The following is a 15,570-nucleotide window of genomic DNA, read 5'->3' as shown; positions in this document are numbered from 1 at the left end:
CGAGATGCGATCAAGTCTCCGTCGGTGAGGGCGGCGGGGGCGATTTTCGGGGATTGTCGGGTGATGCGCGAGAGGGAGCAGCGGGGCGAGCGGAAGTCCGCCGACGGCGGAAGCGGTGGGCACGTCAGAACCCGGTTCTCCTGGCTGACGCTGGTGCCACCGGCCGCCTGTCTGCTGGTCGCCCTGCCGCATCTGGTGGACCACCGGGTGCCGTCCCTGGTCACCCTGCTGCTGATCGGGCCGTTGCTGGCGTGCGTGCGGTTCGGGGTGCGGTGCACCGTGCTGGTCTGCGTCTGGGCGGCGGCGCTGGGACTCGCGACGGATCTCGGCGACCGCACCGTGACCGGCTTCGGCTTCGGCGTCCGTTTCGGCGGGCTGCTGCTCGGCTGCGCGGTCACCGTGTACGCCGCCGGCCGGGGTGAGCGCCTGACCGCCGCGCTCACGCGGTCCCGCGAGGTCGCCCGCGTCACCCAGGAGGCGGTCCTGCGGCCCATCTCCCGCACCCTGGACGGCACTCAGGTGTGCACCCGCTACCACTGCTCCGCCGACGAGTCGACGGTCGGCGGCGATCTGTACGACGTCGCGGTGACCCCGTACGGACTGCGGGTCCTGGTGGGCGACGTACGCGGACACGGCCTCGACGCCCTCCGGCTGACCGCCGAGACGATCACCGGTTTCCGCGAACTCGCCTACACGGCACCGGACTTGACGTCCCTCGCCGGCCTTCTCGACACGCGCCTCACACCGGAGCTGGGACCGGAGGACTTCGTCACCGCCCTGCTCGCCGAGTTCGCGCCCGGCGAGGTGCGGCTGGTCAACTGCGGGCACCCCGCGCCGCTGCGCTCCGGCCGGAGCATCGAGTTCCTCGAACCCAAGGTTCCCTCGCCGCCGTTGGGGCTGCGCCCCGATCCCCGCCAGTACCGTGTGCGACTCCAGCCGGGCGACCGTCTGCTCCTCTACACGGACGGCCTGGCCGAGGGCCGCGACCCGGAGGGCACCCCGTTCCCGCTGCTCGGCGAGGCCGCCCTCGCGCTGCGCGAGCCCCTCCCCGAGGACGCCCTGGGCACCCTGCACGACCGCCTGCTCCAGCACACCGGCGCGCCCCTCGCCGACGATCTCGCCCTGGTGCTGTGCCAGCCGGTGGAGGCCACGGTCCCCGCACGCGTGCGGTGACCCGCGGCTCCGGCCACCGCTCAGTGCAGCAGCGCGCGGATCAACCCGTCCGCCTCTCCCAGGAGTTGGACCTCGTGCGCGCTCATGGTCGGATTGGCCGCCCGGCGCCGCCCCGCCTCCACGAGCCCTTCCTCGGTCACCTGGTCCTCGTTCCCGTCGAGCAACGCGTCCAGCGTCTCGGCGGCCACGTCCCCGACCGGCTCGCCGCCGACGGCGACCTGGGCGAGGATCACGGCGGACATGCCCCAGTCGAGACCGGGCGGCCCCTCCTCGGCGTTGGCCCAGTCGATGACCTTCGGGCCGTCCGGGGTGAGCATCACGTTGTCGGGGTGCAGATCCAGGTGCAGGACGCGGACGGCGGGATCGGTTGAGAGCCGGGCGGGCACCGCGTGCAGCTTGCGCAGCAGCCGCGCCAGGGTGAGGCCCGCCTCCTGGGCGGAGAGCAGGCCCTGCCCGAAGGCCTCCAGCATGGTCGGCCCGGACAGCCGCTCCATCACCAGATCGCCGCGGGTCGCCGCCCGCACACCCGGCACCGGATAGCCGTGCGAGCGCACGTGCTGCATCACCGCCGCCTCGGCCGTCGCGTCTCCCCAGCCCTCGCGGTCCCGCCGCAGCACCCACGCCTCGTCTATCTCGTAGACGTCCGCCGAACGCCCCGAGCCGAGCAGTCTCCCCGTTCGCATGGCCCGAACCTAGCGGATGTCACCTGGATCACTCCGGGCCCGTGCCACAGGCGACACTCGGCGGAATCCGCGCGGCCGGTAGAGTGAGCGCGTCGTCATCACACCCGTACGAGGAGAAGCCGGTGCAAATCCGGCGCTGACCCGCAACCGTGAGCCACTTCGGTGGTGAGCCGGATCGCCTCGGACGGGACGTGACCGGCTCGCGCCCTCGGCAGCCCGCCGACGGCCGGCACCGTCGAGGGATACGGAGCCGGAGCCGCCCGGATGCCTCAACGTGCCCGGTGCTGCCCGGCTCCCCGCAGGGAGAGTCATGTTTGTTCGCCGCACCGCAGCGGTACTGGCCGCCACCGCCGTGATCGGGGCGGTCGTCGCGCCGGCCGCGTCCGCCGCCGACTCGTCACCCTCGGCGTCGCCTTCGACGGCGATCCCCTCGGGCCTGTACGGCTCCACCGACCCGACCTACGACGGCGTCTGGCGGCAGTCGCTCGCGCTGCTCGCCCAGCACACCGTCAAGGTGCGGCCCGCCGAGAAGGCCGTCGACTGGCTGACCGGGCAGCAGTGCGCGAACGGCGCGTTCGCCGCGTACCGCGCCGACGCCGCGGCCGCGTGCGACGCCAAGACACAGGTCGACACCAACAGCACCGCGGCCGCCGTCCAGGCCCTCGCCGCGCTCGGCGGGCACGACGACGCCACCGGCAAGGCCGTGACCTGGCTGAAGTCCGCGCAGAACAAGGACGGCGGCTGGGGCTACATGGCCGGTGGCCCCAGCGACGCCAACTCGACGTCCGTCGTGATCGGCGCGCTGAAGGCGGTCGGCAAGAAGCCCCAGGACGTCTCCAAGGACGGCAAGTCCCCGTACGACGCCCTGCTGAAGCTGTCGATGCCCTGCGGGGGAGAGGGCGGCGGCGCCTTCGCCTACCAGCCCGACAAGAAGGGCAAGCTGGCGGCGAACGCGGACGCGACCGCGGCGGGCGTGACGGCCGGCATGGGCCAGGGCTTCGTGGCGGAGACCGGCAACGCGTTCGACCTCACGGGTTGCGTCGTCGCCGAAACCCCCAGCATGGCGGACGCGGCGGGGAACGGCGCCGACTATCTCGCCAAGGCGCTGGCGAAGACCTCGTACCTGAAGTCCGCACTCCCGGGCGCGAAGGACCAGCCCGACTACGGCAACACGGCGGACGCGGTCGTGGCCCTGGCGGCCATCGGTGCGACGAAGGACGCGCAGAAGCCGCTCGCCTGGCTGGAGAAGAACTCCGCGGACTGGGCGGCCACGTCGGGCCCCGCCGCGTACGCCCAGCTGATCTTCGCCGCGCACGCCACCGGCACCGACCCGCGTGACTTCGGCGGTCAGGACCTGGTCGCGAAGCTGGCCGCGACGGGCCCGAAGCCGAGCGCGGCCGGCGCCTCGGCCACCCCGAGCGAGAAGAAGAACGACGAGAAGAAGGACGACGGCAACGGGCTCGGCGTCTGGTGGATCATCGGCATCGGCCTGGTCGCCGGCATCGGCATCGGCTTCCTGATCAGCGGCCGCAACAAGAAGCAGCAGCTGTGACCTGCCGTCGGACGACCGCGCCCGCCCTGGCGCTCGCGCTGGCCCTTCTGCTCCTCGTCCTCGGCGGCGCGGGGCAGGCCCGGGCCGTCGGCTACCGCTACTGGTCCTTCTGGGACCTGACCGGCGGGAAGTGGACGTACGCCACCCAGGGTCCGTCGACCGCGCGGCCGTCCGACGGTGATGTCCAGGGCTTCCGCTTCGCGGTGAGCGAGGACTCCCAGCACGCCGTGCAGCCGCGCGGGAAGCGGGACTTCGCCGCGATATGCGCCGGGACGCCCGCCCAGCAGGGCAAGAAGCGCGTGGCCCTGGTCATCGACTCCGGTACGGCCGCCGACGCGCCGTCCGGCGAGACGCCGCCGTCCCCGCGCACCGCCTGCGCCCGCGTCGCCCCCGACGCGAGCACCGCGGAGGCCCTGGCCGCGGTCGCCAAACCCCTGCGCTACGACACCAACGCCCTTCTGTGCGCGATATCGGGCTATCCGCGAACGGGCTGCGGCGACCCGGTCGCGGCCACCGAGCCGACCGCGTCCGCCCGGCCGCACGCCTCCGAGCCGGCCCGCCACGGCCCCTCGGTGGGCCTGCTGGCGGGCGTCGCCGCGGTGGCGGTGCTGGGCGCGGGTGCCGTCTGGCAGGCCCGCCGGCACCGGCACTGAGGCGCGGATCATGACCAAGGGCGACCCAGAACGCCCCACCACCGCCATGGGCCAACGGCCGCTGCCCCTGCCCGCACGGGACACGTCCAAGGAGAAGCAGGGGGTCTCCGCGCAGGGGCTCCCTGGACAGGGCGTGCCCGGACAAGGGCTGTCCCAACTGGGGACGTCCGAGCAGGGGCTGCCCGGACAGGGCGTGCCCGGACAAGGACTGTCCCAACAGGGGGCGTCCGAGCAAGGCGTGCCCGAGCAAGGCGCTTCCGGGCAAGGGCTGTCCGGACAGGGCGTGCACGAGCAGGGGCTGTCCGCTCAGGGCGTGCCCGAGCAAGGGCTGCCCGAGCAAGGCGTGCCCGGACAAGGGCTGTCCCAACAGGGGGCGTCCGAGCAAGGCGTGCCCGAGCAAGGCGCGTCCGAGCAAGGGCTGTCCGGACAGGGCGTGCCCGAGCAGGGGCTGTCCGCTCAGGGCGCGTCCGAGCAGGGGCTGCCCGGACAGGGCGTGCCCGAGCAGGGGCTGCCCGGACAGGGCGTGCCCGAGCAGGAGCTGTCCGAGCAAGGCGTGCCCGGACAAGGGCTGTCCGGGCAGGGCGTGCCCGGGCGAGGGCTGTCCCGGCAAGGGGTGTCCGGGCAGGGCCGGGAAGCCGGGGCCGTGCGGCGCCGGTGGTCGGTGCCGGGGGCCGACCCGGGCGGGCGACCGCGGCGCTCCCCCGCACCGCGGACGCACCGCGCGGACGCCCTGCACCCCGGTGCCTGGTGGATCTGGGCCCTGGGTCTCGGCACGGCGGCCTCCCGCACCACGAACCCCCTCCTGCTCGCCCTCCTCATAGGAGTAGCGGGCTACGTAGTGGCCACCCATCGCACCGACGCCCCCTGGGCGCGCTCCTACACCGCCTTCGTCAAGCTGGCCGCGGCCGTCCTCGCCATCCGCCTGGCCTTCGCCGTCTTCCTCGGCTCCCCCATCCCCGGCACTCATGTGATCGTCACGCTCCCCGAGATCCCCCTCCCGCACTGGGCTCAGGGGGTCCGCATCGGCGGCCGGGTCACCGCCGAGGGCCTGCTCTTCGCGCTGTACGACGGCCTGAAGCTGGCCACGCTCCTCGTCTGCGTCGGCGCGGCAAACGCCCTCGCGAACCCGGCGCGGCTGCTCAAGTCGCTGCCGGGAGCGCTGTACGAGGCGGGCGTCGCGGTGGTCGTCGCGCTCACCTTCGCCCCGCATCTGATCGCCGACGTCCAGCGGCTGCGCGCCGCGCGCCGGCTCCGCGGCCGCCCCGACCGGGGCCTGCGCGGCCTGCTGCACGTCGGACTCCCGGTGCTGGAAGGCGCGTTGGAACGTTCGGTCGCGCTGGCGGCGGCCATGGACGCACGCGGGTACGGGCGGACGGCGCAGGTCCCGCCCGCCGTCCACCGGACCACCGCGGCCCTCACCCTGGGCGGCCTGATCGGCGTCTGCGCGGGCACATACGGGCTGCTGACCGCCGAGGGCGACACCTACGGCCTGCCGGTCCTGCTGGGCGGCCTCGCCGCGGCGCTCGGCGGCCTGTGGCTGGGCGGCCGCCGTTCACCGCGGACGCGGTACCGGCCGGACACCTGGGGCGTGCGGGCCTGGCTGGTCGCCGGGTCGGGCGTCGCGGTGGCGGCCCTGATGATCGTCGCCGCGTCCTACGACCCCGCCGCGCTGCGCCCCGGAGTCATCCCCCTCGTGGCCCCCGCCCTTCCCCTCTGGCCGGCGGCGGCGGTCCTGCTCGGCCTGCTCCCCGCCTTCGTGGCCCCGACCCCCCAGCGAACCCCGGCCCCCGAGGAGCCCTCATGATCCGCTTCGAGGATGTCTCCGTGACGTACGCCGGGGCCGCCGAACCCACCGTCCGGGGCGTGGACTTCGAGGTCCCGGAGGGCGAACTGGTACTGCTCGTCGGCCCGTCCGGGGTCGGCAAGTCGACGGTGCTCGGCGCGGTGAGCGGACTCGTCCCGCACTTCACGGGCGGAACGCTGCGCGGCCGGGTCACCGTCGCCGGACGGGACACCCGCACCCACAAGCCGCGCGAACTCGCGGACGTGGTCGGCACGGTCGGCCAGGACCCGCTGTCCCACTTCGTGACGGACACCGTGGAGGACGAACTCGCCTACGGCATGGAGTCGTTGGGTCTGGCACCGGCCGTGATGCGGCGCCGTGTCGAGGAGACCCTGGACCTCCTGTCCCTGGCCGACCTCCGCGACCGCCCGATCGCCACTCTCTCGGGTGGCCAGCAGCAGCGGGTCGCGATCGGCTCGGTGCTCACCCCGCACCCCCGGGTCCTGGTCCTCGACGAACCCACCTCGGCCCTGGACCCCGCCGCCGCCGAGGAGGTCCTCGCCGTCCTGCAGCGCCTGGTCCATGACCTCGGCACCACGGTCCTCATGGCCGAGCACCGCCTGGAACGCGTCGTGCAGTACGCCGACCGGCTCGCCCTCCTGCCCGCGCCGGGAGCACCCCTGACGCTCGGCACCCCGTCCGAGATCATGGCCGTCTCCCCGGTCTGCCCACCGGTGGTGGAACTGGGCCGCCTGGCCGGCTGGTCCCCGCTCCCCCTGACCGTGCGCGACGCGCGACGCCGTGCGGGAACACTGCGCGAGCGACTCTCCACGACACCCCCGGGACCCACCGCGGTCACCGCGGACCCCGGGCCGACCGGGCGCGCCGAAAACGCCGTCGGCACCGGAGGCACGCAACCCGCCGCAGCCCTCCCCCTCCCTTCCACGCCGACGCACCCCGCCTCCCCTCTCCCCCCTCTCACCCCTCCCGTCGCCTCCCCCTTCTCCCTCTCCCGTCTCCTCCGCCGGCGCAGCCCCGACCCCGCGCCGCTTCCGGCGGACGTGGCCGTCGTGGAGAAGCTGGCCGTCCGGCGCGGGCGCGTCGAGGCGCTCCGCCAGGTCGACCTCACCGCGGGGCCCGGCGAGACCATCGCGCTGATGGGCCGCAACGGCGCCGGGAAGTCGACGCTGCTCGGGGCCCTGGTCGGGCTGGTCGAGCCGGCCGCCGGATCCGTGCGGGTCGGCGGGGCGGTGCCGCATCGCACGGCGCCGCGCGACCTCGTACGCCGTGTAGGACTCGTACCGCAGGAGCCCCGGGATCTGCTGTACGCGGACACGGTGGCCGCCGAGTGCGCGGCGGCCGACGAGGACGCCGGGGCCGGGGCCGGGACCTGCCGGGCTCTGGTGTCCGGGCTGCTGCCGGACATCGGGGACGACACGCACCCCCGCGATCTGTCGGAGGGGCAGCGGCTGGCGCTGGCGCTCGCCGTCGTCCTGACGGCGCGCCCCCCGCTGCTGCTCCTCGACGAGCCGACCCGCGGTCTCGACTACGCGGCGAAGGCCCGGCTGGTCACCGTGCTGCGCGGGCTGGCCGCCGAGGGGCACGCCATCGTGCTGGCCACCCACGACGTGGAACTCGCCGCCGACCTCGCCCACCGTGTGGTGATCCTCGCGGACGGTGAGATCGTCGCCGACGGCCCCACCGCCGAGGTGGTCGTCGCGTCCCCGTCCTTCGCCCCGCAGGTCGCCAAGATCCTGGCCCCCGAGCCATGGCTCACCGTCGCCCAGGTCAGGAAGGCCCTCGCGTGAGCGCCCCCGAAACCGCCGTCCACGACTCCCGGCCCCGCTCCCGGTCTCATCCCCAGGCCAGGGCCATCCGTCTCGGCCCGCGCTCCGTCGCCGCCCTCGCCCTGGTCAGCGCCACCGGGGTCGCCGGATTCGCCTGGCCGCTCTTCGCGGGACCGGGCTCGCAGGTCAGCGCGCACGCCCAGGACGCTCCGTGGCTGTTCGCGGGGCTCCTCGTCCTGCTGATCGCGGTGGTCGCGGCGACGATCTCCGAGTCGGGGCTCGGCCCGAAGGCGGTCGCCATGCTCGGCGTGCTGGCCGCGACCGGCGCCGCGCTGCGCCCGATCGGGGCCGGGACCGCGGGCATCGAGCCGATGTTCTTCCTGATGGTGCTGAGCGGACGAGTCCTCGGGCCGGGCTTCGGATTCGTGCTCGGGTCCGTGACGATGTTCGCGTCGGCGCTGCTGACCGGCGGGGTGGGGCCCTGGATGCCCTTCCAGATGCTGGCCATGGGCTGGTTCACGATGGGCGCCGGACTGCTGCCGGGCGCGGACCGCCTGCGCGGCCGCGGAGAACTGCTGATGCTCGCCGGGTACGGCTTTCTCGCCGCCTTCGCCTACGGCACGGTCATGAATCTGGCCGGCTGGCCCTTCATGGACGCGCTGGCCTCGAACGTCGCCTTCGACCCGCACTCCGCCGTCCCCGCCAACCTCGCCCGTTTCCTCGCGTACTGCCTGGCCACGTCCCTCGGCTGGGACCTGGGCCGGGCGGTCGTCACCGTCGTCCTGACCCTGACGGTCGGCGGAACCCTCCTCAAGGCGCTGCGCCGGGCCACGCGCCGGGCGGCTTTCGAGAGCCCGGTCACGTTCGACCCCCGGTGATCCGGGACCCACGTCACATCGCCCGGCGGCACTCCGTGCGGCGCCCCGCACTGTCCGTCAGGTGCGGGGTGAACCGGGCCACAGGGCCCAGGTCACATACGAAGCGGCTTCGTAGACCTCACGCCATGTCATGAACGCGTCGTCATACCCTCTGACCTGGGGTTTGAGAGCCACGTCACATGAGGGACTTTCACCCCGGATGCGACCACGACTAGTAAAAGGGGTCATTGCGGACGCGGCTCGAGCCTGTTTCTCTGGAGCAGTCGCCAGGCGCCACGAGCCCACTCGGGATCGCGGCGCCGACGTACGCCCCCTCCACACACCACGTGGTCACGGCATGCGAGCGACTCCATGTCCCCGAAGAAAAAGGTTCTCCGTGTCCGTCTCTGTCATCCGCCGCATCGTCGCTTCCCCGAAGAAGGCCCTCGCCGGTGTCGCCGTGGCCGCTGCCACCACCGGTATGGTTCTGGCCGCGGCGCCCGCTCAGGCCGCCACGCCCACCGCCGCCTCCTCCGCGAAGTCGATCGCGCACAAGATGATTCCGGACGCCGCGCAGTTCAACGCCTTCAGCAAGATCGTCGAGCACGAGAGCGGCTGGAACGTCAGCGCCACGAACTCCTCGTCCGGCGCGTACGGCCTGGTCCAGGCTCTCCCCGGTTCGAAGATGGCCACCGCCGGCTCCGACTGGAAGACCAACCCCAAGACCCAGATCAAGTGGGGTCTGGACTACATGAACTCGCGCTACGGCAGCCCTGCCGGCGCCTGGAACTTCTGGCAGGCCAACGGCTGGTACTGATCAGCCCACAGGCCTCACAGCCACACACAAGGCGGCGACCCCACACCCCGGGGTCGCCGCCTTCGGCGTGCCCGGACTTCCCCACGCGGACGAGTGCCGGCGGCGGACCGCGAGGTGGAGGCGGATCGTTTTCGGCACCATCGCGTGCCGCCTCGCGCCATCGCGTGCCATCGCGTGCCAGCACCTGACGTCACGCGGCACCACTTGGCATCACGCGCCATCACGCGCCATCACGCGAGCCGAGTGGCACCCACTGGCACCACCTGGTGCCACCGGGTGCCACCGGGTGCCACCGGGTGCCACCGGGTGCCACTTGACGCCATTCCGGCCGCCCAAAGGCCCGCGCGCACCCATGACACCCCAGCGGACCGAGCCACCTCTCCGCATTTCCGCAGGTAGAACGGCCGCCCCCACATTCACGCCGCGCGGCACCATTCAGGCTTGCGCATGGCACCACAGTGGTGCCATGATGGCGCTATGGACCTCACCCCGTATGTCGACACCCTCCGCCGCGAACTCGCGGTGGCTGCCGAGGCCGGCGGCGACGAAGCCCGCGAGCTGGCCGACAGGCTCACCGCTCCCCTGGAGTCGGCGACCCGGCTGACCATGCTCAACGTGCTCTCCGCCGCGATGGACGAGATCACCCGTGAACTCGCCCCCGGCTCGGTCGACGTACGGCTGCGCGGGCTCGACCCCGACTTCGTGGTGACACTTCCGCCCGCCGACGGCGGCGCCCCCGCGGAGCCGGCCTCGCCCGTCGAATCGTTCAGGACCCCGGTCCCGGCCGAGGGCGACGAGGGCGGCACCGCCCGCGTCAACCTGCGCCTGCCCGCCCACCTCAAGGCCCGCGCCGAGGAGGCCGCGAACCGAGAGGGCCTGTCGGTCAACGCGTGGCTGGTGCGCGCCGTGTCGTCCGCGGTCGACGGCGACACCAGGCCGCGTACGACGGAGAAGGCCCGCACCGTCGGACAGAGCTTCACGGGCTGGGTGCGCTAGCCGCGCCTCCGCCCGCTCCACCTCATCAGCACCACGTCCCCCCAGCGGGGACGCCCCAGAGACTCAAGAGGACGGGACAGCCATGCCTTCTTTCGAAACTCCTGAAGCGATCTCGGCCACGACGCACGTGGAGGCCGGTTCCATCCAGTTCACCGCGGTCGACCGTCTCGACACGGTCGTCGAGGTGCGGCCCCGCGACCCGAAGAAGGACCTGGACGTGCGGACGGCCGAGCAGACCGAGGTCACGTACACGAGCGGCGCACTGACCGTCAGGACGCCCAAGTCCAATCTGTTCGGCCGCACCGGCACCGTCGACGTGACGGTCGAACTGCCCACGGGCTCGCGCGTCGACATGACCGGCTCCTGGGCCCAGGTGCTCGGCGAGGGCCGGCTCGGCGAGGTCCGGGTGAAGACGTCGTCCGGCGACGTCCGCCTCGACACGACCGGACCGCTGCAGCTGAAGGCGTCGCACGGGTCGATCACCGTGGACCGCGTCGAGGGCATGGCTGAGATCACCACCAGCTCCGGCAGCCTGCGCGTCGGCATCGTCGACGGTCCGGCCGTCCTGAAGAACTCGCACGGCACCACGACCGTCGGCGCCGCGACCGGCGAACTGCGGGTGAGCGGCGCCAACGGCGACATCGAGATCCGGCGTGCCGAGGACTCGGTCACCGCCACCACCGCCCACGGCACCCTGCGGGTGGGTGAAGTGGCCCGCGGCACCGTCCAGTTGGAGACCTCCTACGGCGCCATCGAGGTCGGTGTCCGCGAGGGCACGGCCGCCTGGCTCGACGTCAGCTCGGGCTCCGGCCAGGTGCGCAACACACTCACCGCGTCCGAGACCCCGGAGCAGAGCGAGGACACCGTCCAGGTCCGCGCCCGCACCCGGTACGGCAACATCGACATCCGCCGCGCCAAGGCCTGAGCGTCACCGCCCCGACCGGCCCCACCCTTCACCCACTTCAGCCTTCGACCGGAGGGCCCCATGCCTTCATCTGTCATGCCCACGTCCAGCCGGAACAGCGCTCCCCAGCGACCCGCCGCCGTCTCCGCGGTCGGTCTGCGCAAGTCCTACGGCGACAAGACCGTGCTCGACGGCATCGATCTGCGCATCCCGGCCGGGTCCGTGTTCGCGCTGCTCGGCCCGAACGGCGCCGGCAAGACCACCGCTGTGAAAATCCTGTCCACGCTCATCTCGGCCGACGGAGGGCAGGCCCAGGTCGCGGGCCACGACCTCGCCGCGGACCCCCAGGCGGTCCGTGCCGCGATCGGTGTCACCGGCCAGTTCTCCGCCGTCGACGGCCTGATCACCGGCGAGGAGAACATGCTCCTCATGGCCGACCTGCACCACCTCTCCCGCGCCGAGGGACGACAGGCCACCACCGAACTCCTGGAACGCTTCGACCTCACGGAAGCCGCGAAGAAACCCGCCTCCACCTACTCCGGCGGCATGAAACGCCGACTCGACATCGCCATGACCCTGGTCGGCAACCCACGGATCATCTTCCTCGACGAACCCACCACCGGCCTCGACCCCCGCTCCCGCCACAACATGTGGCAGATCATCCGCGAACTCGTCACCGACGGCGTCACCGTCTTCCTCACCACCCAATACCTCGACGAAGCCGACGAACTCGCCGACCGCATCGCCGTCCTGAACAACGGCAAGATCGCCGCCGAAGGCACCGCCGACGAACTCAAACGCCTCGTCCCCGGCGGACACGTCCGCCTCCGCTTCACCGACCCCGCCGCCTACCGGTCCGCCACCCACGCCTTGGACGAAACCACCCGCGACGACGAATCCCTCACCCTGCAGATCCCCAGCAACGGCAGCCAACGCGACCTGCGCACCATCCTCGACCGACTCGACACCGCCGGCATCGAAGCCGACGAACTCACCGTGCACACCCCCGACCTCGACGACGTCTTCTTCGCCCTGACCGGCAGCACCACCCTGCCCACCCAGCAGCCCACCCAGCAGCCGAACCAGCCCAAGGAGACCGTCCGATGAGCACCCTCTCCCTCGCCGCACGCGACTCGACCACGATGCTCCGCCGCAACCTCCTGCACGCCCGCCGCTACCCCTCCCTCACCCTCAACCTGCTGCTGACGCCGATCGTCCTGCTGTTGCTGTTCGTCTACGTCTTCGGCGACGTGATGAGCGCGGGCATCGGCGGTGGCGGTGCCGACCGCTCCGAGTACATCGCGTATCTCGTGCCGGGCATCCTGCTGATGACCATCGGCGGCACCCTCGTCGGCACCGCGGTGTCCGTCTCCAACGACATGACCGAGGGCATCATCGCCCGCTTCCGCACCATGGCCATCCACCGCGGTTCGGTGCTCATCGGACACGTCGTCGGCAGTGTCCTGCAGTCGATCATGAGCGTGGTCCTCGTCGGCGCGGTCGGCGTCGCCATCGGCTTCAGGTCCACGGACGCCACCGTCCTGGAGTGGTTCGCGGCGTTCGGGCTGCTCACCCTGTTCGCCCTGGCGTTCACCTGGATCGCGGTCGGGATGGGCATGGTCAGCCCGAACGCCGAGGCGGCCAGCAACAACGCGCTGCCGCTGGTCTTCCTGCCGCTCATCTCCAGCGCGTTCGTCCCGGTCGACGCGATGCCGGGCTGGTTCCAGCCGATCGCCGAGTACCAGCCCTTCACCCCCGCCATCGAGACCCTGCGCGGACTCCTCCTCGGCACCGAGATCGGCAACAACGGCTGGATCACCATCGCCTGGTGCCTGGCCCTGGCGGCGCTCGGCTACCGCTGGTCGAAGGCGGTGTTCGACCGCGACCCCAAGTGACCGGGCGGACCACCTCCCCCGGTTCGTCCCGCCCGAGGGCGGCGTACTCCGACACCTCGTCGGGCGTACGCCGCCCGGTCGGCGTTCCCGGCCGCCCGCCGGGCCCACGCCGCCGCGATCGTCGCCCGAAAGCACGCCGCACCCGCGTCCGAGCGCGGCCGCACCCGAGACCCCCCGTGGTGGACTGAGCTCCATGACCACGCAGACGGCCACACCACGCGACCCGGAGTCACGAGGACTGCGACTGACCTTCGCGCTGCTGTCGCTGACCGTGGTCAGCGGACTCATCGACGCGGTGAGCTACCTCGGCCTCGGACACGTCTTCACGGCGAACATGACCGGCAACGTCGTGGTGCTCGGCTTCGCCGCGGCAGGGGCACCCGGCTTCTCCGTGTCGCACACCCTGACCTCGCTGTGCTGCTTCCTGGCGGGCGCGGTGGCCGGCGGGCGGATCGCGGTGCGGTTCGGCAAGGGCTCGCGCCGCGCGTGGGCCCGCGGCACGTTCGCCGCCGAGGCGGTCCTGATGGCCGCCTGCGCGGCGGCCGCCTTCGCCGCCCCGGACGCCACCGCCACCGCGTACACCCTGATCGCCGTCACGGCCTTCGCGATGGGCCTGCGCAACGCGACGGTCCGCAAGCTCGGCGTGGCCGACCTGACGACCACCGTCCTGACGATGACCCTGACGGGCCTGGCCGCCGACTCCCGCCTCGGCGGCGGCGCGAGCCACCACTCCCCGCGCCGCACCGCCTCCGTGTTCGCCATGCTGGCGGGCGCCCTGCTCGGCGCCTGGCTGGTCCTGCACCACGGCCTGGGCATCCCCCTGCTGATCGCGGCACTGGTGGCGGCGGCCCTCGCGGTGACGGCGTCGGGGACGGAGTAGGTCCGACACCATGACCGGTCGCCGACGGCCGCCGACCGGCGACGGAGACGGCCGCCACGTCACGCGGCGCCGAGCGTCCGCCGCATCCGAGCGTCCGCCTCCCGCACGATCCGGGTGAAGTCCCCTTCCTGGATCGTCGGTTACCCGACCCCGACGGCGGAAATCCGGCGTCGCCGACGCCGTCGGCGGGCTACAACCGCTGAATGATCGTCCCGGTGGCCAGCCCCCCACCCGCGCACATCGTGATGAGCGCGAACTCCTTGTCCCTGCGCTCCAGTTCGTGCAGGGCCGTGGTGATGAGCCGGGCTCCCGTGGCGCCGACCGGGTGGCCCAGCGCGATGCCGCCCCCGTTCACGTTCACCTTCTCCAGGTCCTGTTCGAAGACCTGCGCCCAGCTCAGCACCACCGACGCGAAGGCCTCGTTGATCTCGACGAGGTCGATGTCCCTCAGGGACATCCCGGCCTTGCCGAGCACGGCCCGGGTGGCGTCGATCGGACCGTCCAGGTGGAAGTGCGGGTCCGAACCCACCAGCGCCTGGGCCACGATCCGTGCCCGCGGGCGCAGCTTCAGCGCCCGCGCCATCCGCTTGGACGCCCACAGGATGGCGGCCGCGCCGTCGGAGATCTGGGAGGAGTTGCCGGCCGTGTGAACGGCCGTCGGCATCACGGGCTTCAGCTTCGCCAGGGCCTCCATGGACGTGTCGCGCAGCCCCTCGTCCCGGTCGACGAGCCGCCACATGCCCTGCCCGGCGCGCTGCTCGTCCTCGGTGGTGGGCACCTGCACGGCGAACGTCTCGCGCTTGAACCGCTCCTCGGACCAGGCGATGGCTGCCCGCTCCTGCGAGATGAGCCCGAGGGAGTCGACGTTTTCACGGGTCAGACCGCGGTGGCGCGCGATGCGCTCGGCGGCCTCGAACTGGTTGGGCAGGTCCACGTTCCACTCGTCGGGGAACGGCTTGCCCGGACCGTGCTTGGAACCCGAGCCCAGCGGCACCCGCGACATCGCCTCGATGCCGCAGCTGATCCCGACGTCGATGACACCCGCCGCGACCATGTTGGCGACCATGTGCGAGGCCTGCTGCGAGGAGCCGCACTGGCAGTCGACCGTCGTCGCCGCCGTCTCGTAGGGCAGTCCCATCGTCAGCCAGGCCGTGCGCGCGGGGTTCATCGACTGCTCGCCGGCGTGGGTCACCGTGCCGCCGACGATCTGCTCGACGCAGTCGGCGTGGATGCCGGTGCGGCCGAGGAGTTCACGGTAGGTCTCGCCCAGGAGGTAGGCGGGATGCAGATTGGCGAGCGCGCCTCCGCGCTTGCCGATGGGGGTCCGTACGGCTTCGACGATCACGGGTTCCGCGGCCATGGGGGCTCGTCCTCTCCTCAGGCCTGCCCGGCGGCCAGGCCCTGCTGAACCGCGCAGCGCGGGGCGTCCCGGCCCACCCACCGCGCAGAACTAGAACGCGTACCAGTTCTGCGTGCAGTTTGCTGAGCGAACCCCCCGCGCCGCAAGGGTCCTGCAGCTCCCGAAGTCGTGATCTGCACCAATCCCGCACGCAATTCGGAGGCCCGCGCCTCTTGCCACTTGTAGAACCC

Annotated in this window: 14 protein-coding genes and 1 riboswitch; of the genes, 12 read left to right on the top strand and 2 right to left on the bottom strand. The window is 72.6% G+C overall.

Going from position 1 to position 15,570, the window contains the following annotated elements:
* The first annotated feature begins 63 nt into the window (after positions 1 to 63).
* Positions 64 to 1,173, top strand: a complete 1,110-nt coding sequence (locus tag OOK38_RS21265; protein WP_266758192.1) for a PP2C family protein-serine/threonine phosphatase — start codon at positions 64 to 66, stop codon at positions 1,171 to 1,173.
* Between the two features lie 20 nt (positions 1,174 to 1,193).
* On the opposite strand, the gene OOK38_RS21260 is transcribed toward OOK38_RS21265, so the two are convergent.
* Entirely contained in the window at positions 1,194 to 1,856 is a 663-nt protein-coding gene (locus OOK38_RS21260) for a phosphotransferase (protein ID WP_266758194.1), read from the bottom strand.
* A 113-nt stretch (positions 1,857 to 1,969) separates the two neighbouring features.
* Positions 1,970 to 2,033, top strand: a riboswitch (cobalamin riboswitch).
* 133 nt (positions 2,034 to 2,166) lie between these two features.
* Between OOK38_RS21260 and OOK38_RS21255 the strand changes: the two genes are divergently transcribed.
* The 11 genes from OOK38_RS21255 (at position 2,167) to OOK38_RS21205 (ending at position 13,980) form a co-directional block, all read left to right on the top strand.
* Complete coding sequence (locus tag OOK38_RS21255; protein ID WP_266758196.1) at positions 2,167 to 3,408, top strand: prenyltransferase/squalene oxidase repeat-containing protein; 1,242 nt, start codon at positions 2,167 to 2,169, stop codon at positions 3,406 to 3,408.
* Positions 3,405 to 4,061 (top strand): SCO2322 family protein, encoded by a 657-nt coding sequence (locus OOK38_RS21250; protein WP_266758198.1) that lies wholly within the window; start codon positions 3,405 to 3,407, stop codon positions 4,059 to 4,061. The genes OOK38_RS21255 and OOK38_RS21250 overlap by 4 nt, the downstream gene beginning before the upstream one ends.
* A 730-nt stretch (positions 4,062 to 4,791) precedes the next feature.
* On the top strand, positions 4,792 to 5,865 hold the full coding sequence (locus OOK38_RS21245) for an energy-coupling factor transporter transmembrane component T (protein ID WP_266765661.1): 1,074 nt from the start codon (positions 4,792 to 4,794) through the stop codon (positions 5,863 to 5,865).
* On the top strand, positions 5,862 to 7,652 hold the full coding sequence (locus OOK38_RS21240; protein WP_266758200.1) for an ABC transporter ATP-binding protein: 1,791 nt from the start codon (positions 5,862 to 5,864) through the stop codon (positions 7,650 to 7,652). Before OOK38_RS21245 ends, OOK38_RS21240 begins: the two co-directional genes overlap by 4 nt.
* Entirely contained in the window at positions 7,649 to 8,509 is an 861-nt protein-coding gene (locus tag OOK38_RS21235; protein WP_266758202.1) for an ECF transporter S component, read from the top strand. Before OOK38_RS21240 ends, OOK38_RS21235 begins: the two co-directional genes overlap by 4 nt.
* A 376-nt stretch (positions 8,510 to 8,885) precedes the next feature.
* Positions 8,886 to 9,305, top strand: coding sequence for a transglycosylase SLT domain-containing protein (locus tag OOK38_RS21230; RefSeq protein WP_266758204.1), 420 nt, complete (start codon positions 8,886 to 8,888; stop codon positions 9,303 to 9,305).
* A gap of 477 nt (positions 9,306 to 9,782) precedes the next feature.
* Positions 9,783 to 10,301, top strand: coding sequence for a toxin-antitoxin system HicB family antitoxin (locus OOK38_RS21225; protein WP_266758205.1), 519 nt, complete (start codon positions 9,783 to 9,785; stop codon positions 10,299 to 10,301).
* A gap of 82 nt (positions 10,302 to 10,383) precedes the next feature.
* Positions 10,384 to 11,226 carry a DUF4097 family beta strand repeat-containing protein gene (locus tag OOK38_RS21220; protein WP_266758206.1) on the top strand — a complete coding sequence of 281 codons (843 nt, stop codon included), beginning with the start codon at positions 10,384 to 10,386 and terminating at the stop codon, positions 11,224 to 11,226.
* 60 nt (positions 11,227 to 11,286) lie between these two features.
* Positions 11,287 to 12,312 carry an ATP-binding cassette domain-containing protein gene (locus OOK38_RS21215; RefSeq protein WP_266758207.1) on the top strand — a complete coding sequence of 342 codons (1,026 nt, stop codon included), beginning with the start codon at positions 11,287 to 11,289 and terminating at the stop codon, positions 12,310 to 12,312.
* Positions 12,309 to 13,100: an ABC transporter permease gene (locus tag OOK38_RS21210; protein WP_266758208.1), complete on the top strand. Its 792-nt coding sequence runs from the start codon at positions 12,309 to 12,311 to the stop codon at positions 13,098 to 13,100. Before OOK38_RS21215 ends, OOK38_RS21210 begins: the two co-directional genes overlap by 4 nt.
* Before the next feature lie 193 nt (positions 13,101 to 13,293).
* Complete coding sequence (locus tag OOK38_RS21205) at positions 13,294 to 13,980, top strand: YoaK family protein (RefSeq protein WP_266758209.1); 687 nt, start codon at positions 13,294 to 13,296, stop codon at positions 13,978 to 13,980.
* 190 nt (positions 13,981 to 14,170) lie between these two features.
* Here the strand turns inward: OOK38_RS21205 and OOK38_RS21200 are convergent, their stop codons facing one another.
* Entirely contained in the window at positions 14,171 to 15,340 is a 1,170-nt protein-coding gene (locus OOK38_RS21200; protein WP_266758210.1) for a steroid 3-ketoacyl-CoA thiolase, read from the bottom strand.
* Positions 15,341 to 15,570: the final 230 nt, after the last annotated feature.

It is taken from the genome of Streptomyces sp. NBC_00568 (assembly GCF_026341855.1).
GTDB lineage: Bacteria > Actinomycetota > Actinomycetes > Streptomycetales > Streptomycetaceae > Streptomyces.
Note: the sequence above shows the minus strand (reverse complement) of the source record. Positions and strands in the feature narration are given on the sequence as shown.